At 46.2% G+C, this 24941-nt stretch carries 22 protein-coding genes and 1 pseudogene; 18 read left to right on the top strand and 5 right to left on the bottom strand.

Going from position 1 to position 24941, the window contains the following annotated elements; translation table 11 throughout:
* Positions 1-39: 39 nt before the first annotated feature.
* The gene (locus AC6I7V_RS17220) at positions 40-2016 is read right to left on the bottom strand and encodes an acetoacetate--CoA ligase (protein WP_498011698.1); all 1977 of its coding nucleotides are present in this window, start codon (positions 2014-2016) and stop codon (positions 40-42) included.
* Positions 2017-2298: 282 nt separating this feature from the next.
* On the opposite strand from AC6I7V_RS17220, the gene phhA reads away from it, so the two are divergent.
* The 4 genes from phhA (at position 2299) to AC6I7V_RS17200 (ending at position 4647) form a co-directional block, all read left to right on the top strand.
* A complete protein-coding gene (gene phhA / locus AC6I7V_RS17215; protein WP_255232297.1) occupies positions 2299-3093 on the top strand; it encodes a phenylalanine 4-monooxygenase in 795 nt (264 codons plus the stop codon).
* Positions 3083-3421 (top strand): 4a-hydroxytetrahydrobiopterin dehydratase, encoded by a 339-nt coding sequence (locus AC6I7V_RS17210; RefSeq protein WP_498011697.1) that lies wholly within the window; start codon positions 3083-3085, stop codon positions 3419-3421. The genes phhA and AC6I7V_RS17210 overlap by 11 nt, the downstream gene beginning before the upstream one ends.
* 202 nt (positions 3422-3623) lie before the next feature.
* On the top strand, positions 3624-3833 hold the full coding sequence (locus AC6I7V_RS17205; protein WP_255232282.1) for a DUF3283 family protein: 210 nt from the start codon (positions 3624-3626) through the stop codon (positions 3831-3833).
* 97 nt (positions 3834-3930) lie between these two features.
* The gene (locus AC6I7V_RS17200) at positions 3931-4647 is read left to right on the top strand and encodes a YebC/PmpR family DNA-binding transcriptional regulator (protein ID WP_032553717.1); all 717 of its coding nucleotides are present in this window, start codon (positions 3931-3933) and stop codon (positions 4645-4647) included.
* 169 nt (positions 4648-4816) lie between these two features.
* Here AC6I7V_RS17200 and AC6I7V_RS17195 read toward each other — a convergent pair whose 3' ends face one another.
* Positions 4817-5074 (bottom strand): DUF2798 domain-containing protein, encoded by a 258-nt coding sequence (locus AC6I7V_RS17195; protein ID WP_498011696.1) that lies wholly within the window; start codon positions 5072-5074, stop codon positions 4817-4819.
* Positions 5075-5156: 82 nt separating this feature from the next.
* Here AC6I7V_RS17195 and AC6I7V_RS17190 point away from each other — a divergent pair, with 82 nt between their 5' ends.
* Positions 5157-6059: a LysR family transcriptional regulator gene (locus tag AC6I7V_RS17190; protein ID WP_261883290.1), complete on the top strand. Its 903-nt coding sequence runs from the start codon at positions 5157-5159 to the stop codon at positions 6057-6059.
* A gap of 13 nt (positions 6060-6072) precedes the next feature.
* Positions 6073-6948: an NAD(P)-dependent oxidoreductase gene (locus AC6I7V_RS17185; RefSeq protein ID WP_498011695.1), complete on the top strand. Its 876-nt coding sequence runs from the start codon at positions 6073-6075 to the stop codon at positions 6946-6948.
* Between the two features lie 229 nt (positions 6949-7177).
* Here AC6I7V_RS17185 and AC6I7V_RS17180 read toward each other — a convergent pair whose 3' ends face one another.
* Positions 7178-7717 carry a hypothetical protein gene (locus tag AC6I7V_RS17180; RefSeq protein WP_498011694.1) on the bottom strand — a complete coding sequence of 180 codons (540 nt, stop codon included), beginning with the start codon at positions 7715-7717 and terminating at the stop codon, positions 7178-7180.
* Between the two features lie 113 nt (positions 7718-7830).
* Positions 7831-8634 carry a hypothetical protein gene (locus AC6I7V_RS17175; RefSeq protein WP_498011693.1) on the bottom strand — a complete coding sequence of 268 codons (804 nt, stop codon included), beginning with the start codon at positions 8632-8634 and terminating at the stop codon, positions 7831-7833.
* A 525-nt stretch (positions 8635-9159) separates the two neighbouring features.
* Between AC6I7V_RS17175 and AC6I7V_RS17170 the strand changes: the two genes are divergently transcribed.
* From AC6I7V_RS17170 to rlmJ, 12 genes and pseudogenes are all read left to right on the top strand, one after another.
* Positions 9160-9843, top strand: a complete 684-nt coding sequence (locus AC6I7V_RS17170) for a hypothetical protein (protein WP_498011692.1) — start codon at positions 9160-9162, stop codon at positions 9841-9843.
* Positions 9844-9871: 28 nt separating this feature from the next.
* Positions 9872-10570 (top strand): ABC transporter ATP-binding protein, encoded by a 699-nt coding sequence (locus AC6I7V_RS17165; RefSeq protein WP_498011691.1) that lies wholly within the window; start codon positions 9872-9874, stop codon positions 10568-10570.
* On the top strand, positions 10558-11838 hold the full coding sequence (locus tag AC6I7V_RS17160; protein ID WP_498011690.1) for an ABC transporter permease: 1281 nt from the start codon (positions 10558-10560) through the stop codon (positions 11836-11838). The genes AC6I7V_RS17165 and AC6I7V_RS17160 overlap by 13 nt, the downstream gene beginning before the upstream one ends.
* A gap of 58 nt (positions 11839-11896) precedes the next feature.
* On the top strand, positions 11897-12652 hold the full coding sequence (locus AC6I7V_RS17155; protein ID WP_498012361.1) for an outer membrane lipoprotein-sorting protein: 756 nt from the start codon (positions 11897-11899) through the stop codon (positions 12650-12652).
* A 79-nt stretch (positions 12653-12731) separates the two neighbouring features.
* Positions 12732-14030 carry a hypothetical protein gene (locus AC6I7V_RS17150; RefSeq protein ID WP_498011689.1) on the top strand — a complete coding sequence of 433 codons (1299 nt, stop codon included), beginning with the start codon at positions 12732-12734 and terminating at the stop codon, positions 14028-14030.
* A complete protein-coding gene (locus AC6I7V_RS17145) occupies positions 14030-15058 on the top strand; it encodes a sensor histidine kinase (protein WP_498011688.1) in 1029 nt (342 codons plus the stop codon). The genes AC6I7V_RS17150 and AC6I7V_RS17145 overlap by 1 nt, the downstream gene beginning before the upstream one ends.
* Before the next feature lie 37 nt (positions 15059-15095).
* Positions 15096-15905, top strand: coding sequence for a LytR/AlgR family response regulator transcription factor (locus AC6I7V_RS17140; protein WP_261883282.1), 810 nt, complete (start codon positions 15096-15098; stop codon positions 15903-15905).
* A gap of 143 nt (positions 15906-16048) precedes the next feature.
* Positions 16049-18838, top strand: a complete 2790-nt coding sequence (locus AC6I7V_RS17135; RefSeq protein WP_498011687.1) for a M16 family metallopeptidase — start codon at positions 16049-16051, stop codon at positions 18836-18838.
* Positions 18839-19241: 403 nt separating this feature from the next.
* Positions 19242-19538, top strand: a pseudogene (locus AC6I7V_RS17130) (hypothetical protein); the annotation flags it as partial.
* Positions 19539-19699: 161 nt separating this feature from the next.
* The gene (secD, locus tag AC6I7V_RS17125) at positions 19700-21499 is read left to right on the top strand and encodes a protein translocase subunit SecD (protein ID WP_498011686.1); all 1800 of its coding nucleotides are present in this window, start codon (positions 19700-19702) and stop codon (positions 21497-21499) included.
* A gap of 2 nt (positions 21500-21501) precedes the next feature.
* A complete protein-coding gene (gene secF / locus AC6I7V_RS17120; RefSeq protein ID WP_261883279.1) occupies positions 21502-22440 on the top strand; it encodes a protein translocase subunit SecF in 939 nt (312 codons plus the stop codon).
* Between the two features lie 211 nt (positions 22441-22651).
* Positions 22652-23521, top strand: coding sequence for a 23S rRNA (adenine(2030)-N(6))-methyltransferase RlmJ (gene rlmJ / locus AC6I7V_RS17115; protein WP_498011685.1), 870 nt, complete (start codon positions 22652-22654; stop codon positions 23519-23521).
* A gap of 246 nt (positions 23522-23767) precedes the next feature.
* Here the strand turns inward: rlmJ and AC6I7V_RS17110 are convergent, their stop codons facing one another.
* Entirely contained in the window at positions 23768-24874 is a 1107-nt protein-coding gene (locus tag AC6I7V_RS17110) for an alkene reductase (protein WP_498012356.1), read from the bottom strand.
* Between the last annotated feature and the right edge of the window lie 67 nt (positions 24875-24941).

Here is a 24941-nt window from a genome sequence, read left to right as displayed (position 1 = left end):
TTAGCAACGAGATTGTAAAAGGGGTAGCCGTATGAGCGGCTATCCCTTTTTCGTAATTATTTGCTTTATCTCTTCTAGTACTTCGGCATTGGCGATCGCGCCTATATTTTCAACTTCACGCCCGTTAACGACCTGTTTGACCGCCAGTTCTACCAGTTTGCCGGAGCGGGTTTTAGGTATGTCACTAATCGCAAATATCTGGCTTGGGACATGCCTTGGTGAGCACGCCGATTTCAGACGACTCTTAATGTCGGTCTTTAAAGACTCGGTTAGCTCTGCTTGCGACTCTAGTTGAACGAACAGCCATATCTGTTCATTGCGGTCGACATCTTTACCGACGGCGATAGAGTCGATGATACCATCCATAGTATTCACTTGCTGGTAGATCTCGGCAGTACCAATTCGTACACCACCGGGGTTGAGTGTGGTGTCGCCTCTCCCATAAAACTGGTAGCCTGCGTGGGCGCTGCGTGCTACTTCGTCTCCGTGATGCCACACATTCTCGAACCTATCCCAATAAGTGTTGTGATAGCGCTCTCCGCTGTCATTCCAGAAACCAAGTGGGAAGTTGGGGAGCGAGTTGCAGCAAACCAGCTCGCCACGCTCATTATTGACCTCGTGACCGGAAGCATTGAACACCTTAATGTCGACTCCAAGCCCTGCCTGTTGGCACTCACCACGATATACATCTGAGATAGGGTTGCCCAACACAAAGCAGCCACAAATATCTGTGCCACCAGAAATCGAAGCGAGATGTAAGTCTGACTTTATCGATTGGTAGACAAAATCGAACTGCTCAGGGTAGAGCACTGAACCGGTAGAGCAGAGCGTTTTCAGCGCGGGCAAAGCGGTGTGCTCTGCAGGGTGAAATGGAACCTTTTCGAGCGCTTCCAAATACTTCGCGGAGGTACCGAAAAGGGTTACGTCGGCTCGTGCAGCCAGATCCCACAATACGCTTGGATTTGGGCACATTGGGCTGCCATCAAATATCACTAAGCAAGCTCCACTCGCCAGTGCAGAAACATGCCAGTTCCACATCATCCAGCCACAGGTGGTGTAATAGAATACGCGATCGTGTGGCTTGATGTCGCAGTGCAGTTGATGCTCTTTCAGGTGGTTGAGCAGTGTGCTGCCGACGCCGTGCACAATGCATTTCGGTTTGCCTGTGGTCCCAGAGGAGTAGAGAACAAACAGCGGCTCATTAAAATCCACTTGAGTAAACTCAATGGTTCTAGCTTGGTAAGAAGAGATAATCGCTTGCCAGTTTTGGTGAGAGGGGGACGCTGTTGCACTGGCTTTGTTGGTGTAGCTTATCTGGCAGACTTGCTCTAACCCGGATATTTGCTGAGAAAGCGCACGGTTTTTCTCAGACATATCGAAGTGCTTGCCATTAAAAGAGTAACCATCGCAAGTAAACATCACCTTAGGTTGAACTTGCCCAAAGCGCTCCAAAACGCTCTCAACACCAAAATCGGGTGAAGTTGATGTCCAAGTTGCTCCTAAACTGGTCGCGGCGAGCATCGCGACCACCACCTCTGGTAAATACGGAGTATACGCAGCGACGGTATCGCCTCTGGTGACACCGCAATCCATCAGCCACTGCTGAACGCGAGAGACATCGTCATACAGTGCCTCCCAAGTGTATTGAGTCTGTTCGCCCTGCTCATTTTCGAACCATATCGCCAGAGTGTCTTGTTGCTGGTGGGCATGCTTAAGCAGATTTTCAGCGTAGTTGAGTTTGGCCTCGGGGAACCACAAGGTATCTCGATTGGGCTGTGACTGCTGCCAACGAGGTTCACCCAAAATGGCGGTATGTTTTCCTTGTGAACCTATCACACCACAAAACTCCCAGGTTTGCTCCCAGAAACGCTCTGGTTGCTCAACAGACCATTGATGCAGTGCGGGGTAACCATCAAGACTTAACCCCTGTTGGTTTAGCTGATCCATATACCTTGTGATGTTCGCTTGAGCAATGCGTTCTGAGCTTGGTTGCCAGATTGGTTCACTCTTATCCATGAGCGCCTCTTCGATAAAAAATTAATAGATTCAGTCTTGTACCGACGATCTCCAAAGTCAAACAATGGCTATCAACACGCTAGCACCCCACTTGTATAGCCCTTAAGTTACCAAGGTGGTGTTAGTCCCCGTGTTATTCGTTTAAAAGTTCAATAAAATCATATAACTAAAATTAATGTAAAATATTTGTTACAGGTTTCATGTTGCTAATCCATCTGTGCAAACTGGCGGTTAAGGGGAGGGCAGATACGCTTAAAGTAGGGAAGCAATTGGAGGGAAGCAGTGACTCATTATCATTCTAAACCTGTCAGCCAAGATGGGTGGGTAGATTGGAACAGCCAAGAAGATGCGATTTGGCATGACTTGGTAAGCAGGCAGCTAAATGTGATCCAAAATCGAGCCTGTGACGCCTATTTGCAGGGGTTACGTTTATTGGATTTGCCTTTAGACCGAGTACCACAACTACCTGAAATCAATCGAGTATTAGCCTCCACTACAGGGTGGCAGGTAGAGCCTGTGCCCGCTTTGATTGATTTCGACCGTTTCTTTGCACTGCTTGGCAGCAAGCGTTTCCCTGTCGCGACCTTTTTAAGAACCCGTGACGAATTCGACTATCTGCAAGAGCCAGACTTTTTCCATGAAATATTCGGTCACTGTGCGATGCTGACCAATGCCAGTTTTGCGTCGTTCACCGAACACTATGGCCGCTTGGGTCAAGCTGCGACGCCAAAGCAGCGTGCTTATCTTGCTCGCTTATACTGGTTTACCGTTGAGTTCGGTTTAGTGAAAGAGCAAGGACAAACCAAAATCTATGGTGGTGGGATCCTGTCATCGCCAGCAGAAACACTGTATGCATTGGAAGAACCAAGCGTCATTCGAGAAACGTTCGATCTTCAGACTGTACTCAGAACGCCTTATCGAATAGACATCATGCAGCCTAAATATTTTGTTATTGATGGTTTAGCGCACTTGTTTCAGTTAAGCCAACAAGACCTCATCGCCCAAGCCGATTTAGCTCGTCAATCTGGGCTGTTACCACCACTTTTTGAACCAAAGGAAGCGACACATGCTGAATGAATTAAAATGCGAAGCCTGTACCAGTGATGCCAAAGCGTTGAATGAATCAGAACAACAGACTCTACTAAAAGAGCTGCATGACTGGGAGATTGTCGTGAGAGCGGGCATTCCGCAGTTGGAGAAAACCTATCGCTTTAAGAATTTTAAGCTGGCGTGGGGATTCAGCAATCAAGTCGCAGAATTGGCTGAAGAAGAGTTTCATCACCCTTCAATATTATTGGAATGGGGCAAAGTGACCGTGACATGGTGGAGTCACTCGATTAAGGGGCTCCATAACAACGATTTTATCTGCGCGGCCAAATGCGATGAGTTCAGACCGGATGTCTAACAACGATATTGTTGACGAGTTGCGTCAAGCATTTAGGGGATTTGTGATTTATTTGTGATGAGAGTGCCATCATCGCTTAAATAGGCAAGCTAGGGGCTCTGTGTGAGCCTCTTTCTTATTGAATTCTTCTTATAATATTGGTTTTACTCGACCCCTATATGCTATATTTCTCGGCCAAGTTTACTACAGACTGAGGCTGAAAATGTCTATCAACCTTTCCCTTCTTCCACCCGATGAGAAAAACAAGATCGAGCTGGATAAGCAAGCTTCATTCCTCGTATGGCAATTGAAGCAGGCAAAATGTGGCCCTGAAGCCATTGTTGAAGAAGCAATGAAGCTTACCGACCCACAAGAGAAAGCTTGGTTTGAACAGTCTGTAGAGAAATACAAACAGGTAATGGGTGTCGCATAATTGCAGACCACGCTTACCCCAGCAATGCCGCAGAATTGAAATGATGCGGTATTTTGCTAGAATTTGCCCCGTTAATTGAATCAGAGAGAAGATCCCGATGGGAAGAAGTTTTGAAGTGCGTAAAGCCTCTATGGCGAAAACAGCAGGCGCAAAAATTAAAGTTTATTCCAAGTACGGTAAAGAAATTTACATGTGTGCGAAGAATGGCGGTTCAGATCCAGATATGAACCTATCGCTTAAGCACCTGATTGCTAAAGCGAAAAAAGACCAAGTACCTGCACACGTTATCGACAAAGCGATCGATAAAGCAAACGGCGGTGGTGGTGAAGACTACGTACCAGCTCGTTACGAAGGTTTCGGCCCTGGCGGCACAAGCGTCATCGTTGACTGTCTAACAGATAACGGTAACCGTACTTTCCAAGACGTTCGCCAATGTTTCGTTAAGACTGGTGCGAAAATCGGTGTTGAAGGTTCTGTTTCTCACATGTTCGCTCACCAAGCGGTATTCCAATTCAAAGGCGAAGATGACGAGATCATCCTAGAAACGCTGATGATGGAAGACGTAGACGTAACTGACGTTGAGCTAGAAGATGGTGTAATCACTGTATTCGCTCCAACAACAGAGTTCTTCAAGACTAAGACTGCACTAACAGCTGCTTTCCCAGATCTAACACTAGACGTTGAAGAGATCACGTTCGTACCTCAAACTCACACGCCTGTAGCGGGTGATGATGCAGTGAAATTCCAGAAGTTCCTAGACCTTCTAGATGACTGTGATGACGTACAACAAGTTTACCACAACGCTGAGCTTTAATTCTGGGTTGTCGTGACAATTCACTGAGCTGTCATTTCTATACTAAAAACCGAGCCATGTGCTCGGTTTTTTTATGTCTCCGATTTTACCTTGATCATTGTTCCGCCGGAACGATGAAAAAATCGGTGCTTTTTGGCTTTAATCATTTCAAAAACCATTCATCGCCTCCCTATTCATCGCATAGCTCTACCTGAGACGATTGTGACTTTCTTGGTTTGCATATCCATTCTGCAAGGTTTTTCACTTTTGGCAGTAGCGTAAGGCTGAATACCAGTGCACATGGCCACGCCAATAAAAAGCTGTTTAACCATACTGGAGGCCAATCGTGGCTGAAGCCCATCTTGGCGCCTGAAATAATGCCTGACATCAGTATTGCCATGACCAATGAAGAGAGTGTTGCAGTGACATAGTGAAGTTTTTTGTTCATCTCTGATCCTGATGATTTTTCTTGTTCGTTGAGTTAAGGTTACTCCTATCCACAAATGAGAAAAATAGGCATAAAAAGAACTATGAATTCCATATATGGAAATATTGATGATCTGTTTTTATTTTGTGCCGTAGTAGAGAAAGGCTCTTTGCTGTCTGCCTCGCGTTCACTACAGCTTCCAGTCTCAACTATGTCCCGCCGTTTATCTGCTTTAGAGGAGCGACTTGGGGTTCGTCTACTAGAGAAGAAAGGGCGAGAGTTGGTTGCGACTGAAGACGGAGAAGCGGCGTTTCAATCCCTTAGTAGTGGTATGGAGTCGCTGCAAGCAGGCTTTTTGGATCTGCTCAAAGGCAAGGATGTGATTCAAGGCAAGATCAAGCTGACCGTCCCACACAATTTCTATGGCAGTTCTCTGAGCAACACCATTGAGAATTTTCTGATCCAGTATCCAAAGGTTCAATTGGATTTAGTCCTGAGTCAGCAACATTTAGTCCCGGAAACGGATCGTGATCTGCTCGTGACCTTTAATGTCTCCAACCTAGAAGGGATGGTTGCGCGTCCCCTGTTTAAAGCTAAGCACGGCTTTTTTACTAGCGAGAAATACCTAGAGCGCACAGGTGCCGTTACCACACCAGAACAGTTGGCGGAGCAAGATTGGGTCAGTGTTGACCATGTGACGGACATTCCGCTTTATAAAGGAGATACCCTTGAGCGCAATATCAGCATTCAACCCAAGTTTGTGGTCAATGATATCCATCGAGTCGCAGAAGCCGTTGAGAATGGCTTAGGCGTCGCTTCACTGCCGTTTCGTCATATCTCACCTAATATGAACCTTATTCAACTCCTACCTGAATACCATCGAGGTGACCGACAGGCGTATTTAGTGTACAAAGAGAGAAAATATCAGCCTAAGGCGTTGACGCTACTGATTGATGCACTGATCGAGAGCATTCGATCTTTTCACCATGAAGCGCCCGCCTCATAAAAAGGAGCAACAAATGAAAGTAAGTTTTATCGGACTGGGTGTCATGGGTTTCCCAATGGCAGGTCACCTAGTTAAAGCCGGTTTCGAAGTAACGGTATTTAACCGTACTCACAGCAAAGCACTCGATTGGGCTGATAAATACCAAGGTAAAGCCGCTGAGAGCGTGGCGGAGTGTGTAGCAGAAGCTGACGTAGTGTTGGTTTGTGTAGGCAACGATGACGACGTTCGCAGTATGACAACCAGCGAAACAGGCGCATTGGCCGCAATGAAGCCAAACGCAATCCTTGTTGACCACACCACGACGTCTGCACTGCTATCGGAAGAGCTTGACGTTGCTGCTAACAAAGCTGGCGTTCGTTTTATGGATGCGCCAGTTTCAGGCGGTCAAGCGGGCGCAGAGAACGGCGTGCTAACCATCATGTGTGGTGGCGAGCAAGCGCTATTCAATGACCTTCAACCTGTATTCGACGCTTATGGTAAGTCATCCGTTCTTATGGGTAAGGTCGGCCAAGGCCAACGCGCGAAAATGGTGAATCAGATCTGCATCGCGGGTGTACTGAACGGCCTGTCTGAAGGCTTGGTATTGGCTGAAAAATCAGGTTTGGATATCCCAACCCTGGTTGATTGCCTTAAAAACGGTGCTGCTGGCTCATGGCAGATGGAGAACCGCGCGGTGACGATGTCGGAAAACAAATTCGACTTTGGCTTTGCGATTGATTGGATGATCAAAGACTTAGGCTTCTGTCTCGATGAAGCTGAGCGCCAAGGCATTCAACTTCCATTGACGGAAAAAACCAACAACGCATATAAGGCATTGTCTGCCCAAGGCGAAGGTCGTATGGATACTTCGGTATTGATGAAAGCAGTGGTTGAAGAGACGAAGAAGTAAAACTCACAAAAGCTTGGTTTAGACAACTAAAAATAGCCGCTAATCAGCGGTTATTTTTGTTTGTGTGAACGTAGGGATGCAGTGAAAGAGTTGGAACTGAAACTCACTATTGGACACAAATGAGCTACAGCTTCCCCTAAATTAGCAATTTATAGATAACTAAAGGATGGAAAGTCGCGTAACGTAGCGTCCAGTATTTATGGTGCAGATCATTTGTTATGAATCAACTCTAACAATTTTTAAAATCAAAAAGGCTTGCAAATTTTTTTATCGCCGGATGGTCAGCAAGTTGCTCATAATCAGTAGACCACCACTCCTCTGCATTCTGCATCAACCAAGCCATATACACATGATGTTTTGTATAAAATTCATCTAGAGGGTACTCTTCAAACCTCTCCTTTAAAACGTGACCAGAAACTTTATTTCTATATATCCTTAAATCGTCTGCAAACTCTTCAAATTTCTCTTTCGAATGATTTTCTTCAGGTATATTTTTAGACAATTCCTCCAAACAAGATACTATGAATTTTTTAACTTCTTCATTTTTCTCAGACTTTGTTTTACTTAGCTGCCATGCGACTTGAGCCTTCATAAACTCGTATAAATGCTGAATTATTTGGGCGTAAGCCCTATAAATATGAACTTGATAAACAGATGAGTCTTTTTTATTAAATAAATCAACCGTCAGCAAGAAGGTCTTGTTCGAAGTTACGAGTAGTTCATACTCGAACGCTATAGCTCTTACTATTTCTTCATTATCACTTGACATACTTTACCTTAATTCTGATTCATAACGCCGCGCTAAGCGGACTAAAATTGCGGGTTGAAATGTGTACCGAATCGAAACACAACCCATTGTTTTAGCTCTGTTTCAGCGCCTTGTTATACAAACTTTTCGACTGCACTATTAATGACAGAAATAATCTCAGGGGATACTTTTTTAACAAAATCGACTTGATTTGAGGTTATATTATCAATATCTCCATGGATAGCAGGTGAACAAATAGAATAGACTTCTGTTGCTACTTTAGCTAACTCAGCAGGTAGTATTTCATTTTCTACTAGCTCGTAAATTACATGCCTAATGGGAAGACCTCTTCTTTTAAGTGGCGTCCCTGATAACGGCGCTAGCTTTCTAAGTCCTGCTTCTATTTGGTAGCGAGTTTCCATAAGAAACATTATATCTGGTTCAATACTGCTTGAAGCTTTTGCTTTATGCTCAAAACCAAAGCTAGCTTCTGTAGCTTTAACAATGCGATTAATTTTCACTTCCATTTCCTGCAATTTTTCATCGCTTGCAGGAGCTGGTTGATTACCAACCCAAAAGCTTGGCTTTACATCGACGTTGTTATTATTTGATATTTCATTTCTTAAAGAACTAATTTCACCTTTTAATTCTTGCTTTACTTCATCAATTTGACCTTTCAATTTAAGCCCTAAGAATTCGAACTGATTAAAAAAAGGTACAAGACATACAGCTATCCAAACCAAAAACACAAGCATATCAGCATTCACAGTCTTACCTGTTGATAGGTCAGGAAAGCGTTGCCAAAAGTAAAATCCAAGGGTTATTACAATCACTCCCCACCAAATAGCTTTAAAGTTGTTGCTAAAAAAGTTCACCAATCGATCCTTGTTTGTATAACATTTTAATATCGCGCCAACACGAATTGATGTATTCAGCATATCTCAATATCTATACCTAACCAACTGAAAACTATAAATATAATCCAGTTTGATTCTAATTTTTAGTTGAAAACCGTGCAACCACATATTGCTTCCGATTCAAGGCACGTTATCAATCAACAATTTTCTTTTAGTTCTCTATTATTCAATGGCTTAAAAATAGTTGAATAACATATTCGTGAGTAAGTATGATTAAAGGTCAGTCTGTTCTGGCTTAAAACATTTAGCTACATTGTTGGAACTCTAGGCATGAGGAAAAGTAAGTCAAGTTGCAGGATTTGAAACTGAGTTCAATTCCTCTCTGGCTCACTTTGGGGCAGAAACAAGTCAGCTCTGATTTAGGCCTCAAGTGGACAATATCAGATTATGTATTGACCTATCTGTTTTATTCTTTCTTTTCGAATTTTCCATTCATTTCCCAACTCAACCATTCACTCCTCATAATTGCCATTCGTCGCATTGATAAAACGGCGTGACAGTTTGTGGTTAACCTTTCATCATCAAAACAGGAAAGGGAATACCAAGATGAAAGCAAGTCACACCCCAGTCAATGCACTGCAATCGATTAAAACGTCTCTCTTTGTATCAACACTTGCCTTTGGGCTAGCAGTAAATGCACCGGCATGGGCAAACCCAACGCCAGAAGCACTCTCTATGTATAACCAAGCTGCTCAAGGTGATGAAGAGATGGTTGAAGCGGCGCATGATGCGTTGAAATCGATCCTCGACAAAGAGGGTGCAACACCGCTGACCTTAGTCTACTTGGGTAGCACTGAAACCCTGCAAGGGCGCGATGCCTTTCTGCCTTGGAATAAGATGAAGTATGTCGAAAAAGGGCTCGCGACCATCGATAAGTCTTTGACTCTCTTAAATAGCATCGAACAGCCTGTGACTGAACAGGCGAGAGTTCAAGGTTTGCCAGAAGCCTACCTGACCCGCGCAATGGCGGCGACCACCTATACCTCTCTCCCAGATATGTTTAACCATTTTGAGCGTGGCTATGACCTCTATTTAGACCTGCTGTCTGAAGATGAATTTGCACACCAAAACTTTGCTGCTACCGCTTGGATTTACCGCTATGCGATTACCGCTTCGATTCGAGCACAAGACTTCGCACAAGCACAGTCTTGGTTGGCTGTAATGGAAGAGAAAGATAGCAGCAATATTGAAACCATGACGGCGAAAGCACTCGTCAGTCAGGCTCAATAATATCCGCTCGAACAAGGGAGATAACAAGATGATAGTGTTCGAAGCGATTAAAAAGCGATACAGAACAGGTGAGCAGATAGTACATGCCCTTAATGGAGTATCAGGATCGATTGAGCAAGGCGAGATGGTGGCGTTATGCGGCCCGTCAGGTTCAGGTAAAAGTACCTTGCTCAATATCTTAGGAATGTTGGACCGAGATTACCAAGGGATGATTTCGATAGAAGGGCAGCCCTACCCTGAACAAGCTATTCCCGCTGCGCGTTTTCGTCGTCACGCTTTAGGTTTTGTATTTCAAAAATTCAATCTGGTACCTGTCATGACTGCGCTAGAAAACGTCGCTTACCCTCTGATGCTTAAAGGTTTAAGCCTTGAAGAGCAGCATAAGCAAGCAAAGCAGATGCTGATGCGTGTTGGTTTAGAGCAGTACGTTCACCATCGACCAGATAACCTTTCTGGTGGTCAGCAACAGCGTGTGGCGATTGCTCGTGCTTTGGTTCACAAGCCTAAGTTAGTGATTGCCGATGAACCGACAGCAAGCTTGGATAGCCACACTGCCAATAAAGTGATCGACATTATGCGTGAGCTTGGCCACGAGTTTGGCACCACATTTATTGTCGCGACCCATGATCCAAGAATGGCTAGCCGTTGCGATCGAGTGATTGAGCTGGTGGACGGCAAGATCGTGACCTCAACAATGAAGCAGGAGGTCGTCTCATGGGCAAGTTAATGCAGTTTGGGTTTTTACATTCGCTGCGCCTCGCGTGGCTCAATCTCCTGCGTAATGGGCGTCGTAGTTTGTTGTCGGTTTTGATCGTGGCGATTGCCGTGTTTGCACTCACTTCCGCAGGTGGGTATGGACTCTATACCTATGAATCTTTGCGAGAGTCGACCGCGCGCGATACTGGGCACTTAACACTCAGCACACCGGGTTACTTTGAGCAGGACGAAGATACGCCACTGAGCAATGGTTTAGACAACGCAGATGAACTGACAAAGATGATCATTGGCGACAGCGATGTGCGCGGTGTTCAGCCACGTGTTTACTTCAGTGGCCTTGTCTCTAACGGCTCGAAGTCAACCATCTTTATGGGAACGGGCGTTAACGAACGTGAATTCGACATGAAGGGCCCGTTTTTAGATGTTCGACAAGGGCAAACTCTAACCAGTATTGATTCTCCAAGATACGACGATTCCGAGCCGCAAGTGATGCTAGGAAAAGACTTAGCGCGCAACTTGAAGGTGAGCATTGGCGATTGGGTTGCGCTGCTCGCGACCACCAGTGATGGAGCCCTCAACGCCTTCGATTTTAAGGTGCAAGGAATCTACTCGACTGGCGTTCCTGAGCTAGATAAACGCCAGCTGTACGTTCATATCAGCCAAGCACAAGAGCTGCTGGCTACAGATCGAGTGAGCACGCTGTCGGTCTTCTTGTTTGAGACTCAATTGACAAGTCAGGTTGATCAACGCTTGCAACAAAAGCTGGCACAGCGTAACGGCGATATAGACAGCTCGCAGATCGAGATCACTCCGTGGCAAGATCGCGCGTTCTTCTACGTCAAAGTGAAAGATCTCTACGATCGGATCTTCGGCATTATGGGTGCGGTGATGGCGTTGGTAGTTTTCGTTTCTCTGTTTAACACCATGACCATGTCGGTCACAGAGCGCACTCGAGAGATGGGGACGCTGTCAGCATTGGGTAGTTATCCATCTGAAATCATTGCTGGATTCTTGAAAGAGGCGGGTTTGTTGGCACTGCTTGGTGGTTTGCTCGGCGCCTTCGCTAGCGCAGCTGTGACGGTTCTATTACTGGTTGTGGATGTGCAAATGCCACCGCCTCCAGGTCGGACTGATGGTTATCCGTTAAATATCTACTTCTCTTTTGAACTGGTGGCTTACGCCATGGCTGGTGTGACTGCGATCTGTCTTATTGCTGCTTATTTCGCTGCTCGCAAAGGTGTAAACAAACCTATCACGGAGGCGCTGACTTATGTTTAATGACCTAAATGCCATTTCGAATAGACGCGCAAGCCAAACGGTTTGGCATCACACAGTAATGACGTGTTTATTGATGTTGTCGTTTGTGTTTAGCGGTTCGAGTTGGGCGGTTGATTCTGACCAAGTGACAGAGATGATTGCGAAAGCCGATCGCTACCGACTCAACAGTGAGCAAGCGTCGAAGGTGGTGTCTGTGGTGCATCTCTTTGACAATGATAAGTTGGATAAAACCCGCCAGTACAACGTCTACACGCGTCCAAATCGTGAATCACTGGTGATATTCAAATCGGCAGTGGAAGCTGGGCAAAAGATGCTGATGATTGAAGACAACTACTGGCTACTCATGCCGAAATCGCGCCGACCTATTCGTATTACCCCGATGCAGAAACTTTTGGGTGAAGCCTCGGTTGGTGACATCTCAACACTGACTTGGAGTGAAGATTATCAAGGTGAGTGGGTGCAGCAAGAGAGCATTGAGTTAGATAGTGGTGAGCAAGTCACGACACATAAATTAAAACTGACCGCTAAAACCAAAGGCGCGAGTTATCAGTCGATCGACTTGTGGTTAACCACTGATCGCGCGTTCCCAATCAAGGCTGATCTGTACTTGAGATCAGGAAAGTTGGCGAAACAGGCATGGTTTGATGAGGGAGAGCGTAATGGGCTGCCCAGTGTTGTGGCGATGAGTCTGCTTGACAAGATTCAGCCGAACAAGCGCACCTTGATTGAGTATCAAGAGATCAGCGAACAGTCACTGGCGGATAAGTACTACAACCCTGCATATCTGTCTCGTAATAGCGTGTATGGACTGTAGGTTGGTGGCGATGAACACTTTGGCTTGTTTGAAAACGAGAGATGGGAGTGCCAAACGCGGGTGTGCGCGAGCTGTCGCAATGAGCACCGTTGCAACTGCTCTATTGAGCGCGAGCGTATTGGCAGATGATAACCAATGGAGCCTAGCTTGGGACTGGCAGGTCAGCGCTGAAGCGGTGCAATCACGGGACACGCCATGGTTGAATGAGCTTGAATATCATCGTCAGTCTGTGAATGCATTACTCGATCTTGAAGTGAATTACGCTCAATGGCTTGGCCTGTTCTCGATTAAGGGCGATGACCTTTACCACAAACAGAGCCGACAAGAGATCCCCGATGGTCACAGTGATACACAGCTGATTGTGCGGGAACTGTTTTGGCAGCACAGTGTTAGCTTGTCTAATTCGCTGTTCGGAGACCAGTATATTGACTTCACGCTAGGCAAAATGCGTCTCGACTGGGGCGTCGGTTACGGCTACCGCCCATTGGATGTGATAAAGCCCTACCGACAAAATCCGGTAGGTATTGTTGCGGAGGAGGGCGCGGGCGTCGCATCACTCTCTGTGTTTGACGATAGCGGTGAGTGGACTCTGCTCTACAGTGACTCTTCTTGGGGCTCTCAAGAGGTTAATCAACTTGAAAGAGCCAGTGAACAACAAGGTGTGGGGGTTAAGCGCTACAACTTAATTGGTGACCATGAGTATCAATGGCTCGCCTATTATGACGATGTCAGACATGGGTTGCTTGGGGCGAGCTTAGTGTCGGTACTTAACCTAGCGTGGGAGTTTCATGGGTCGATGGTCTACCAACGCCACAGCCTAGGGTACAGTTTGCCTGATGAACAATATCAGCCAGTTCAACTGGAGGAGCAGGGTGATGCCTTTCAAGCTCTTGTCGGGCTGACATGGGCTAACGATACCGGGCACAACATCGTACTCGAATATTGGTATGACAGTCGCGCTTGGAGTGATTCTGAGTGGCAAACCGCAATCCATAGAGCACAAAGCTTATCGCAGTTGCTTTCCACCCAGCCTTTGGCGAGTACTTACGCACAGGGATATCAGCACGCCAATATTGTTGAGCACAATCTGATGGCGCACTGGTCATTAGACTCAAGTGGATGGCGACACTGGTTCGCTGATGATGCTTCTGTATGGGCGTGGCTAGATGATGTTACCCCAACTCTAGACCTGATGTTCGCACCTCAAGATGGCGGCATCATTGCAACACAATGGATTAACTATCAAGCAATAGACAATGGCAATGCATCAGTAGAACTGGAACTTGCCGCACGCTTTTTAGGCGGAAACAAGGATTCTGCTTACGCTAATTTGCCCGATAGCCATATGATTTTGTTAAATATTAAAGGACGATTTTAATGAGTGAATCTGGATGTAAACAGTACTCTTGGTTTAAGAGTTGGTTAGTAACCACCCTGTTTTGTATTGCGATTAGCGTGACAACTCAAAGTATCTGGGGAGGATCGCTGTTCACCAGTACCATGATAAGTTTTGGCTTTGGTTATAGCGCGGTGTTCTCTTCTTTTGTTCTGATTAAGTTGTTTCCTGATACGTCACGCTTATTGGAGATCGCCATCTCAATGGTGTTTGCTCTAACGGTCGGAACACTCAACGCGCACTACTGGTTGAATGGCTTTTTTGGGGAAGACATATCAGAGCTTAAGTCGGTGATCTTCCTCGGTGTCATTTTCTGCTCGGTCAGCTACTACTATTTCTACACCAGAGAACAAAAGCTCCGTGCAGACAATGAATTAGAAGTGGCTAAACGTCGCCAAGCCGACCAAGAGAAAGTGGTTGTACTCAGCCAGTTAAAGCAGCTACAAAGCCAAATTGAACCGCATTTCTTGTTCAACACACTGGCAACGGTCAGTGCTTTGATTGAGACTGATAGTGACAAGGCAAAGCAGATGTTGGATAAGCTCACAGAGCTTTTGCGAGTCACACTGCGTAATAGTCGAAGTGAACAATCAACCATTGCTCAAGAGAGTGACCTGCTGGATGCGTATCTGAATATTCAGAAAATTCGTTTGGGTGAGCGCTTGACCTTCAATATTGACAAGAGCCAAGTCGATTCAACACAAGTGCTCCCGCCATTTTTGATTCAGCCCTTGGTTGAGAATGCCCTCACTCATGGGATAGAGCCCAAGGCTGCGGGCGGTGAGATTTCGATTCGATTCAGTACTGAGCAAGAGTGTCTAATGATCGATGTGGTTGATAATGGCTTAGGGTTTTCGAGCTCCTCCAATAGCGGCGGTCATGGTGTAGGGTTGAGTAATATCCGCCAACGTATCGCGATGTTATTTGATGAACAGGCAAGCTTATCAATCAAAGAGCAAGCTGCTGGTGGTGTGGTGGCTCAGTTAAGACTGCCGCTCTTAGGCCAATAGAAATGGCGATTTACAGTGTGAATTTTAAGGAAGAATAATGGCGAATATGGCAAACAACACCGGCTTTACTGCCATCATTGCAGACGATGAGCCCTTGCTTCGCCATCACCTAGATAAGAGCTTAGCTGATGTTTGGCCAGAGCTCGACATCCTTGGTCGGGCACAAAATGGTACCGAGGCGAAACAGATGATTGAAGCACACCAACCGGATGTGGTGTTTCTGGATATTCGAATGCCAGAGCTTGACGGTATGGCTCTCGCAAAGCAGCTGCAAAAACTGGCGAACCCACCACTGGTAGTCTTCATTACCGCGTATGATGAATATGCGTTGCAAGCGTTTGAGCGTAATGCTGCAGATTACCTACTCAAGCCGATCAACGAGGAAAGACTATTTTCATGCTGTCAAAAACTCAAACAGCGATTGGAAGTGCGCAAATCTAACTCCTCTTCCGTTGATATGGGATCGTTAATGGAGCATATCCAACAGCTTTCTCAAACGGTCGCCACACCGCAATATCTCACCTGGCTCAAAGCCCATTCGGGTGATGATATCCATCTTATCTCAGTGGAAGACGTGCTCTATTTCAAGGCTGAAGATAAATATGTGTCAGTATTTAAGATTGGAAAAGCTGGCGCTGCTGAGGAGTTCATTCTGCGCACGTCGCTCAAAGAGTTGCTTGGTCAGTTAGAGCCGGATGTTTTTTGGCAGATACATCGATCGGTAGTGGTGCGAGTTGCCGCTATTGATAAGGTCAGCAAGAGTTTGTCAGGGCAGATGTCTGCTTATGTATCAGGGATTAAATTACCGGTAAGCCGTTCATCACAAGCGCTTTTTAAAGGGATGTAACTAGGCGACTGGTATAGCAGATAGGACGTCGAGCTTTGTAGAACGACGATCTTGATCACAAAGGTATTCATGTAATTTAGTATTAAACGATAATTATTTATCCGACCTGTATATTGTCACGCAATGGCATGTAAGAGGTTGTTATGAAAAATTATTGTTTATTAGCCGGATTGAGCGTGACCTTGATCGGTTGTAGCTCTATCTCTACAGAGTACCCAATCCAATCCGATCCTGCATGGGCTTCTGGTCAGCTGGAAAATGGACTGACTTATCACGTTTACCGCGATCACGAACAGCCTGTATCGGTTCGACTTGTGGTACACGCGGGTTCGTTCCAAGAAACTGAACAACAGAAGGGTTATGCCCACTTTATTGAACATATGGCGTTTAATGGTAGTGAAAACTTCTCGCAAAACGATGTCATCAGCCTATTCGAAGATGCAGGCGTTAGCTTTGGTGCCGATTTAAACGCTTACACCTCTTACCAAGAGACTGTCTACCAGCTCGATCTGCCAGATAACACTCAATTAACTCAAGCGTTGACTTGGATGCGCGACATAGGCGATGGTCTGGATATTGCTGACGTTGAAGTGGAAAAAGAGAAGGGTGTGATCCTGGGCGAGTTTCGCTACGCACGACTTGAAGACAAGCAACTAGCCGATAAATTCTACGACTACTTCGTTGAAGGTGGTCAATACCAATCTAAGGATGCCCTGGGTACTAAAGCCTCAGTGTTGGCGGCAGATCAGCAAGAGTTAAGAAGCTTCTATCAAACCTGGTATCAGCCTCAGCTCGTTGAAGTTGTGGTTGCTGGTGACATCAACAAAGAAGATGCCATTGCACTGATTAAAGAGAAGTTTTCTAACTGGCAGCGTGGGCGAACACCTCGGCCAGAGAAGCAGAAAATCACCTCGTTTAATGAACATGACTTTGTCGAGTATGTGAAAAGTGGGGAATCGCCAAGCCTCAGTCTAATGTTCAATCGAGGCTCAGAAGTGGTCTACACTCATGAGCAGCAGCATCAACGCTGGTTAGATGATCTCTCGCAGCGTCTTATTCAGCAGCGCTTGGGGGCGGTGTTTAATGATGCAGCTCTGCCTACTCAGTGGCTCTTATCAGAACGCTACTCAATGGAGTATCAACGTTACTCATTGGTCAGTGTTGCTTTCCCTGTCGGATCTCGTGAGGCTTCTCAGCAACAATTTATCTCTGTGCTGGCCTCACTACGAGACCATGGTGTCTCAGAAGATGACATAGTTAGTGAGAAACAGTACTACAAAGATTGGCTAAAAAATGTAGAACGTGAATGGGATGCCATGAATGGGCTGGATTTCGCTAACTACAAAGTGGGTAGTTTAGTGGTTGAAGGGCCACTGCAATCGGCGAAAGATGAAAAGGCCAGCTTAGGATCTTTTGTCGAGAATCTTAATGTAAACACCATCAATGCCAATATTCGCAGTCTACTGTCGAGCGACTACTTCTTAGTTATTGGGGTCGATAGTAGTGAAGATAAGGGTGCTATCACGCAAACGACAGCAAGCCTTAAAGCCGCTTATGCTGCATCTGGAGCTAAAGTGACGCAAGCTACGAATGATCACGGCTTTGCTGTTCCAAGCATCTCCGGAGAAGTGGTGCTTGTCGAGCAGGAATACGCTGATCCCAACATCCAAAAGTGGACCCTCAGTAATGGTGTGGATATGTGGTATCTGCGTGACACTTATGCCAACGACGAGGTCGGGATGTATTACACCAGTCTTGGCGGAAAAATGGCGCTCGATCCGAGCCTATACCCAGCGACAGAGCTTGCAATTGCCACCATTGCTCGAAGTGGTTTAGGTAGCTTTACGGGTTCCGAGCTTGAAGCGCATCTTGATCGAGAAACGATCGATCTGTACTCCTTTATCGATGCAACCCGTCATGGCATTGAATTTAAACTCTACCAAGATGGTTTGGAGCAAGCTTTTGCCGCGCTTTATTCGATCGCCACCTCACCGAATATCTCACCAAAACAGTTGGATGCGGCAAAACAAGAGTTTATACAGGGTCGAACAGCTTATTTAGAGAGCCCAATAGGGCAATTTGAACAGGCGATGAACCACAATACCTACCAACTCAATAGCAGCCACTATTTGATTGATGGCAGCGCGGTAGATAATGTCTCGGTTGAACAAGTTCGCCAACTTCATAGCACCTTGTTTAGCAAAGACCGCCGCAATCAGTTAGTGGTTGTCGGTGATATTGATCCAAGTATCTTGAAGCCACTCGTCAGCCAATATGTCGCTTCTATCCCTTTGCAAGAGGCGTCGATTCCTGATTTTTCAGTGCCTTATAAACTACCGAATAGAGAGCGTATCGACTTATCAGTCAACACCGAAACTAGCTCTGAATACATTCTGAGAGTGATCTCCGATATTCCTGCTGCAGAGACTTCAAACTCTCAGGCGCAGGTTGGGGTAACCGCTAAAGAGGTGTTTATGACGGATTTGATGCAACGTATTTTAACCACACGTCTAGATGCGTATGTCCGTGAAGAGCTGAGTTTGGATTATTCTCCTTATAACTACTCGATCTCACAAGATGGTGAGCGCAGTTACGACTGGTTTATTGGTGCGTTAATTGCTCCGGACAGTGCGGATAAAATTGAGACTGCGATTGATAAAGTCATGGCCGATTTGCTGAAAGGCATTTCTGATGATGAACTAAAGGCGGCGGGCAAACAACTGGTGAATGACTTCGCACCATTAGAAGCGGCTCCTGTGGACCAAGCCTGGTTTGTATCCCGCTATGTAATTTATGACTTCGGTGTTGAGGCGTTGTTTGATATCGAAAGCACGGTAGATTCTATCTCTCGTCAAGATATGGATGCGCTCGCTGAACGATTGTTTGGTGAGAATAGCCGCCACTACAAGAATATTCTGCGTCCTAAAAAATAGCCGAGCACTGACTACGTAGCGTGAAAATTGCAGAGTAAAGGCCAAGCGTATGAACTAACCCCCGATAGTTGAACACCAATTATTGGGGGTTTTTATGGGTTCAAGATTGTCAACTTTGTGTCAAATATGATTAACGCGGCTTTTAAATCAATTGTATCTTTCATTGCTGTTATATATTGTCGTCGTTTCTACCATTTAGGGTTGTTTTGAATTGTTGAAGTTGGGCACGCGTTTACTGTTGATGCTGTTAGTACTGAGTTTTGGCTTAGTGAACAGTCACGGCTATTCGTTTCCAGCAAAACCTTTTCAAATCGCGACTTCAAGCAGTCACTTGTGTCAGCAACCGACACGAACTTCTCAAAAAGACGTCTTTAAAGTACGACACGCCTGTGAGCAGACCAAGTTTACGCCTCCGGTAGAGGACAGCTCGCACTATCATGACTCTGAGTCGAGTCTACAAGCAAGCACGTTTCGTCGAATACTCAGCAATGAACAAGATGGTTCGAGTGATATCGAGCCTGTCTATCACCTGCTGATTGACTTTTCTCCTCCTTCTCTACTGGCTTCGTTGTTAGAGACAACCCCGATGTTGGATCTCAAACAACACTGGACCAGTATGGTCGGCTCTCCGCCTTCCCGTTTGTCGGGGTGGAAAGAGGGCAACATCCAATATTCACATTTCCGAGAACTTCTTAGCTAATCGTTTGCCCCTGATTGGTCGCATCGACGATCCCTTGTATCCGTCGTTCTAGCCAATCCCCAAAACAATTCGCGAATGTGCTCTGCTGCCGCTCAATCAGTTTGGTCTGGTTGCGGTTAGCCATCGTTCGCGTTCGCAAAACTTAGTTAAAATAAGAGATCTTGACTGTGAAAAAACGCATTCCAAGAAAACAAATCAACCACTACTCGAAGTGGAAATATATGGTGCTTATCACCACCATTATCATCATGATTCTGAGCGCTTTACCGTCTTGGTATGGCGAAGATGCTTCGGTACAAATTAACAACCGCTCTGAGCAGACAATTGATGCAACACAGGTGACTCAATACCTGGCGAGCGAAGGCATCCAAGCTAAATCGGCTTATCAGAAAGACAAGCGTTTAGTGGTGATCTTAGAAGATGCCGAGCAGCAAGCGAAAGCCAAAGAAGTGCTGAATGAGCGTCTGCTAGACAACGCAACCGTCGCGCTAGCTATGGAGCCTGCAGCACCACAATGGTTGACTGATATGGGCTTTGCTCCGATTCAGCTAGGCCTTGATTTGCGTGGTGGTGTGCAGTTCTTATTGGAAGTGGATATGGCACCTGTTTATCACGCGCAAGCTCAGGCTATGGTCGATGAGATTACTAGCCAAGTGCGTTATGCCCGTGGCGAAGTGGTCAACAACCAAGTGGAATTCAACTTCCGTACCGAGGCGGACTTCGAAAAGGCGCAAAAGCTGATTCGTGAAGAGTTCCCACAATGGCTACGTGACAGTTCAGACAAAAAGCTGACCCTGACGCAATCTGAAGATGAACAACGCACGCTGCGTAACCTTACGGTGCAACAAAACCTGCAAATCATGCGCAGCCGTATTGAAGAGTTAGGGATCACCGAAGCTTCAATTCAGCGCCAAGGTGAGAGTCGCATCCGTATTGAATTGCCAGGTGTACAAGATCCAGCCGCAGCGAAAGACGTGATTGGCGCGACGGCTTCACTGGCGTTCTACTCGGTTTACGATAACCCGACGCGCAATACTCAGACGCTAACAGATACCGATGGTAACCGTGTCGTTGTCGCTCGCAAAGCGGTATTGAGTGGCGAGCACATCATTGATGCACGTAGCGGCATTGGTGAAATGGGCAGCGCAGAAGTCAACATCACCCTAGATTCTGCGGGTGGTAAGAAAATGTCTGAGTTCTCTCGTCACAACATCGGTAAACCTATGGCGACTGTGTACAGTGAGTACAGCCGCGATAGAGCCGGTAATAGCGAGAAAACCAGTGAAGTGATCAGTGTTGCAAACATCCAATCTCAATTGGGTAGCCGCTTTAGAATCACAGGTGCAGGCACTATGGCAGAAGCGCGAGAGCTGGCTCTACTGCTTCGCGCGGGTTCATTAACTGCGCCAGTTACTATTATTGAAGAGCGCACTATAGGTCCATCTTTAGGGGCGGAAAACGTGACTAATGGCTTCGCTGCTCTGGCTCTTGGTCTTGGTCTTACTCTGACATTTATGGCGCTATGGTATCGCCGCCTTGGTTGGGTCGCGAATGGCGCGCTAATCCTGAACATGGTAACGCTATTTGGTTTGATTGCTCTGCTACCGGGTGCGGTATTAACGTTGCCGGGTATCGCTGGTTTGGTGTTAACCGTTGGTATGGCGGTGGATACTAACGTACTTATCTTCGAACGTATTCGAGACAAAATGCAAGAAGGGCGCAGCTTTGCGAGTTCCATTGATCGCGGTTTCGATAGCGCGTTCTCGTCTATCTTCGATGCTAACTTCACCACCATGATTGTCGCTGTCGCTCTTTACACCATTGGTAACGGACCCATTCAAGGCTTTGCTTTGACACTGGGCTTAGGTCTTCTAACGAGTATGTTTACGGGCATTTTTGCTTCACGAGCGATCATTAATTTGGTTTGGGGTCGTGACCAACGCCACGATGTAAGGATTTAAGTATGAGTACTTCAAAAATGACTATGTCAAACCGCTATTTTTCAGACAGTAATATGACTCTTCTTCGTAAGGTGATGTCGGTAATCTCTATTGTGCTGTTCATGAGCTCAGTAATGTTGGTAGCAGTGAAAGGGTTTAACTGGGGGTTGGACTTCACAGGTGGCGTGGTTGCTGAGGTTCAACTTTCTGATCAAGTGACCAAAGACGCATTGAAAACGCAGCTTGATGCCGCGTTCCAACAAGACGTTCAAGTGGTCGGTATGGCAGAACAAGACCGCTGGACCATTCGCTACAGCCAACTGACAGACGCACCGCAGATCAATCTAGTTGATGCTTTGGCATCGGTGAGTGACCAAGTGAAAGTGCTTAACAGCAGTGTGGTTGGCCCTCAAGTGGGTCAAGACATGGTTGACCAAGGTGGTTTAGCGGTATTGGTGTGTTTCTTAATGATCATGCTTTACCTAAGTGTACGATTTGAATGGCGTTTAGCTCTAGGTGCTCTGGCTGCGATCATTTACGACGTGACGATTATCTTCGGCTTATTCGCCTTGACTCAGTTTGAGTTCAACCTAACGGTGCTGGCGGCGGTATTAGCGATTCTGGGTTACTCACTGAATGACTCAATCATCATTGCTGACCGTGTCCGTGAGATGCTGCGTGGAAACCCTAACGGCGATACCGACAACTTGCTTAACGAGTCAGTCAAAGCAACCTTCTCTCGTACGATGGTGACTTCCGGTACGACACTACTGACGGTGTCAGCCCTTTGGTTGCTTGGTGGCGCGGCGCTACAAGGCTTTGCGATTGCACTGGTTGTGGGTATCGCAAGTGGTACTTGGTCTTCAATCTCAGTGGGTATCACCCTACCTAAATTGCTTGGCTTACAGCCCTGCCATTACCAAGTGCAGCCGGTTGATGAGTTGGAAGATAGCCGCCCTTAATCCAATATAATACGAGCTAAGCTAGCGCATCGCATTGAGAGTTCAACATAATACATGGCCTCAAGACTGGTTTCAGTTTTGGGGCCTTATTTTTAGTGCGGTCAATAGGTTAGATAAAGCGACTCTATTTCAAAAATTCGCAAATTGGCGCAGCACCTCTATCCAATATGACTTATGTTTATAAGATGTTAGTTGGAAATGAGGCGAAGCAATGGAATATCGACATCAATGTCATGTAGGTGATCACGGTGATGCGCTTAAGCACCCAGTATTGAGCGAGTTCGTTAAAATGCTCATGCAGCAGCACTCAAGTTTAACCGTGATTGATACGCACTCAGGGACTGCGCGATACGACCTAACCACAGCGCCGAGTAATCATGCGGGCGAGTTTGCCGAAGGCGTCGGGTATCTATGGCGCAACAAGGGATATCTACCAAATGCCTTCTCATCATTTATCTCGATCTTGGAGTACTACAACCCTAATCAACTGATTACTGATTACCCCGGTTCGGCAGCGATTGCTTATCAACATGGGCGCAGCCAAGACAACTTCTACTTCTCCGATATTCAGCAATCTGAAGCCGATTTGTTGCGTTCAAATATCGAAGAGATTCAGCAGCAACGTGGCGTCTCAAGTGCGTTGCATGTCAGTGCTGGAGATGGGTTGAAAACACTTCCTGATATCGTCGCCAAGAGTGACAGGCATCAGTTGGTAGTGATTGATCCGCCTTATGAGAGTGACGATGAGTACCTTGCGGTTATCGATGCGCTGGCTAAGGCGTATCAGAAGTCAGATAAGGTGTCGGCGTTAATTTGGTACCCGTTGTACACCGAAGATAAGAGTTCGTTGATCCTCAGTCACTGCTTTGATGCCATGCAAGCGGAAGAGTTGCCAAACCCCATTAAGGCTGAACTGAGACTGCGAGACCCGAAAGGGGATGATCGACTCATTGGTAGCGGACTGCTGCTGTTTAATCCACCACAAGGACTTGCAGGTAAGGTTGCCGATATCCTAGAGTTTTTGCATCGTGATCTGGCAACCCATGGTGAAGGGTATTGGCAAATGAGAGGCTTAGCTTAGTTAACTTAATAAGTCATTGTAAAAAATAAGGTTTTTAAATTTACCTAAACCTAACTTATAAAAGTTGATTAATTCTCGTTAATCATTTAAAACTGAGACTTACAAGCGGAGAGTCGCCCAAATTTAGGTTTGAACTGCGACACACTTAAACAAATAATCTCCATTTTAATCTATGCAGTTTACCCCCTAAACAGCATTAGGCTCGCACTAGTCACGCGAGCCTTTCTTTTGCCTGTCATTCAGCGTCTACACAGGTTGAGACTCTTTTAACGCAGGATAATCGATATATCCTTTTTCATTGCCACCGAAAAGAGTGGCTCCGTCGAGTTGTGCCAACTCACTGCCGTTTTGTAGGCGTGATACGAGGTCTGGGTTAGCCACGAATGGGCGACCAAATGCGACGAGATCGGCGTAGCCTTTGCTTAACACTTCTTCGGCGCGCTGTGGTGTGTAGCTGCCTGCGACGATGATGGTGTTGGAGAATAGCTCCCTTAGTTCTACTCGGAAGCTTTCAGGGACAACCGGTGCATCATCCCAGTCGGCTTCTGACAAGTGTAGATAAGCAATATCACGAGCTTGCAGCGCTCTCGAAGCCTCTAAAATTGTTGGCACTATGTCTGGGCAGTTCATGTCTTTGAAAGTAATGAAAGGCGCCAAACGCACGCCGACTTTATCGGCACCTATCTCTGCAATAACAGCATCAACCACTTCAATCAAAAAGCGAAGTCGGTTCTCACGGCTTCCACCATAGTTGTCGTTGCGCTTGTTTGAGTTGGTTCTTAGGAATTGATCAATGAGGTAGCCATTGCCGCCGTGGATCTCGACACCATTAAAGCCTGCTTCGATGGCTTTCTTGGCTGAGTTAGCAAAATCTTGCACTACACGATCGATGTCTGCTTGGGTCATCTCTCTTGGCTGAATGCAATCGACCATGTTGCCGTTGCCATTCTCATCAGCAATCCACACCTGAGTTTCTATTGGAGCCAAAGCTGACGGTGCTATCGGCAGTTCGCCTTTTTGAAAGGTAGGGTGAGACACGCGACCGACATGCCAGAGCTGACAGAATATCGCTGCGCCTTGTTCTTTGGCTGCTGTGGTTACTGATTTCCAACCTTCAATTTGTGCATCGGTGTAAACGCCGGGAGTGAATGAGTAACCTTGAGAGTCATCAGAGATCTGCGTCGCTTCAGTGATGATAAGCCCAGCGCTAGCACGTTGTTGGTAATAGGTCGCCATCATGTCGTTTGGCACGTTTCCAGGTTGGCTAGTACGAGCGCGTGTCATGGGTGCCATCACGACACTATTTTGTAGCGTTAGACCTTTTAATTGTGTCTTATGGAATAATTTTGTCATGCTCAGGATTCCTGTGTTCTGTTGATGGTTGCCATTATATTTATTCGATTAATTTTAATAATTAGCT

This window comes from Vibrio sp. KUL70 (genome assembly GCF_059725515.1).
This window is presented reverse-complemented; position numbering and strand designations above follow the sequence as displayed.

What these genes read in the sequence shown, in the direction of transcription:
- AC6I7V_RS17220 (WP_498011698.1), bottom strand. Translation starts at nt 2,016, where the DNA reads ATGGATAAGAGTGAACCAATCTGGCAACCAAGCTCAGAACGCATTGCT.
- AC6I7V_RS17210 (WP_498011697.1), top strand. Translation starts at nt 3,083, where the DNA reads ATGCTGAATGAATTAAAATGCGAAGCCTGTACCAGTGATGCCAAAGCG.
- AC6I7V_RS17205 (WP_255232282.1), top strand. Translation starts at nt 3,624, where the DNA reads ATGTCTATCAACCTTTCCCTTCTTCCACCCGATGAGAAAAACAAGATC.
- AC6I7V_RS17200 (WP_032553717.1), top strand. Translation starts at nt 3,931, where the DNA reads ATGGGAAGAAGTTTTGAAGTGCGTAAAGCCTCTATGGCGAAAACAGCA.
- AC6I7V_RS17195 (WP_498011696.1), bottom strand. Translation starts at nt 5,074, where the DNA reads ATGAACAAAAAACTTCACTATGTCACTGCAACACTCTCTTCATTGGTC.
- AC6I7V_RS17190 (WP_261883290.1), top strand. Translation starts at nt 5,157, where the DNA reads ATGAATTCCATATATGGAAATATTGATGATCTGTTTTTATTTTGTGCC.
- AC6I7V_RS17185 (WP_498011695.1), top strand. Translation starts at nt 6,073, where the DNA reads ATGAAAGTAAGTTTTATCGGACTGGGTGTCATGGGTTTCCCAATGGCA.
- AC6I7V_RS17180 (WP_498011694.1), bottom strand. Translation starts at nt 7,717, where the DNA reads ATGTCAAGTGATAATGAAGAAATAGTAAGAGCTATAGCGTTCGAGTAT.
- AC6I7V_RS17175 (WP_498011693.1), bottom strand. Translation starts at nt 8,634, where the DNA reads ATGCTGAATACATCAATTCGTGTTGGCGCGATATTAAAATGTTATACA.
- AC6I7V_RS17170 (WP_498011692.1), top strand. Translation starts at nt 9,160, where the DNA reads ATGAAAGCAAGTCACACCCCAGTCAATGCACTGCAATCGATTAAAACG.
- AC6I7V_RS17165 (WP_498011691.1), top strand. Translation starts at nt 9,872, where the DNA reads ATGATAGTGTTCGAAGCGATTAAAAAGCGATACAGAACAGGTGAGCAG.
- AC6I7V_RS17160 (WP_498011690.1), top strand. Translation starts at nt 10,558, where the DNA reads ATGGGCAAGTTAATGCAGTTTGGGTTTTTACATTCGCTGCGCCTCGCG.
- AC6I7V_RS17155 (WP_498012361.1), top strand. Translation starts at nt 11,897, where the DNA reads ATGACGTGTTTATTGATGTTGTCGTTTGTGTTTAGCGGTTCGAGTTGG.
- AC6I7V_RS17150 (WP_498011689.1), top strand. Translation starts at nt 12,732, where the DNA reads ATGAGCACCGTTGCAACTGCTCTATTGAGCGCGAGCGTATTGGCAGAT.
- AC6I7V_RS17145 (WP_498011688.1), top strand. Translation starts at nt 14,030, where the DNA reads ATGAGTGAATCTGGATGTAAACAGTACTCTTGGTTTAAGAGTTGGTTA.
- AC6I7V_RS17140 (WP_261883282.1), top strand. Translation starts at nt 15,096, where the DNA reads ATGGCGAATATGGCAAACAACACCGGCTTTACTGCCATCATTGCAGAC.
- AC6I7V_RS17135 (WP_498011687.1), top strand. Translation starts at nt 16,049, where the DNA reads ATGAAAAATTATTGTTTATTAGCCGGATTGAGCGTGACCTTGATCGGT.
- secF (WP_261883279.1), top strand. Translation starts at nt 21,502, where the DNA reads ATGAGTACTTCAAAAATGACTATGTCAAACCGCTATTTTTCAGACAGT.
- rlmJ (WP_498011685.1), top strand. Translation starts at nt 22,652, where the DNA reads ATGGAATATCGACATCAATGTCATGTAGGTGATCACGGTGATGCGCTT.
- AC6I7V_RS17110 (WP_498012356.1), bottom strand. Translation starts at nt 24,874, where the DNA reads ATGACAAAATTATTCCATAAGACACAATTAAAAGGTCTAACGCTACAA.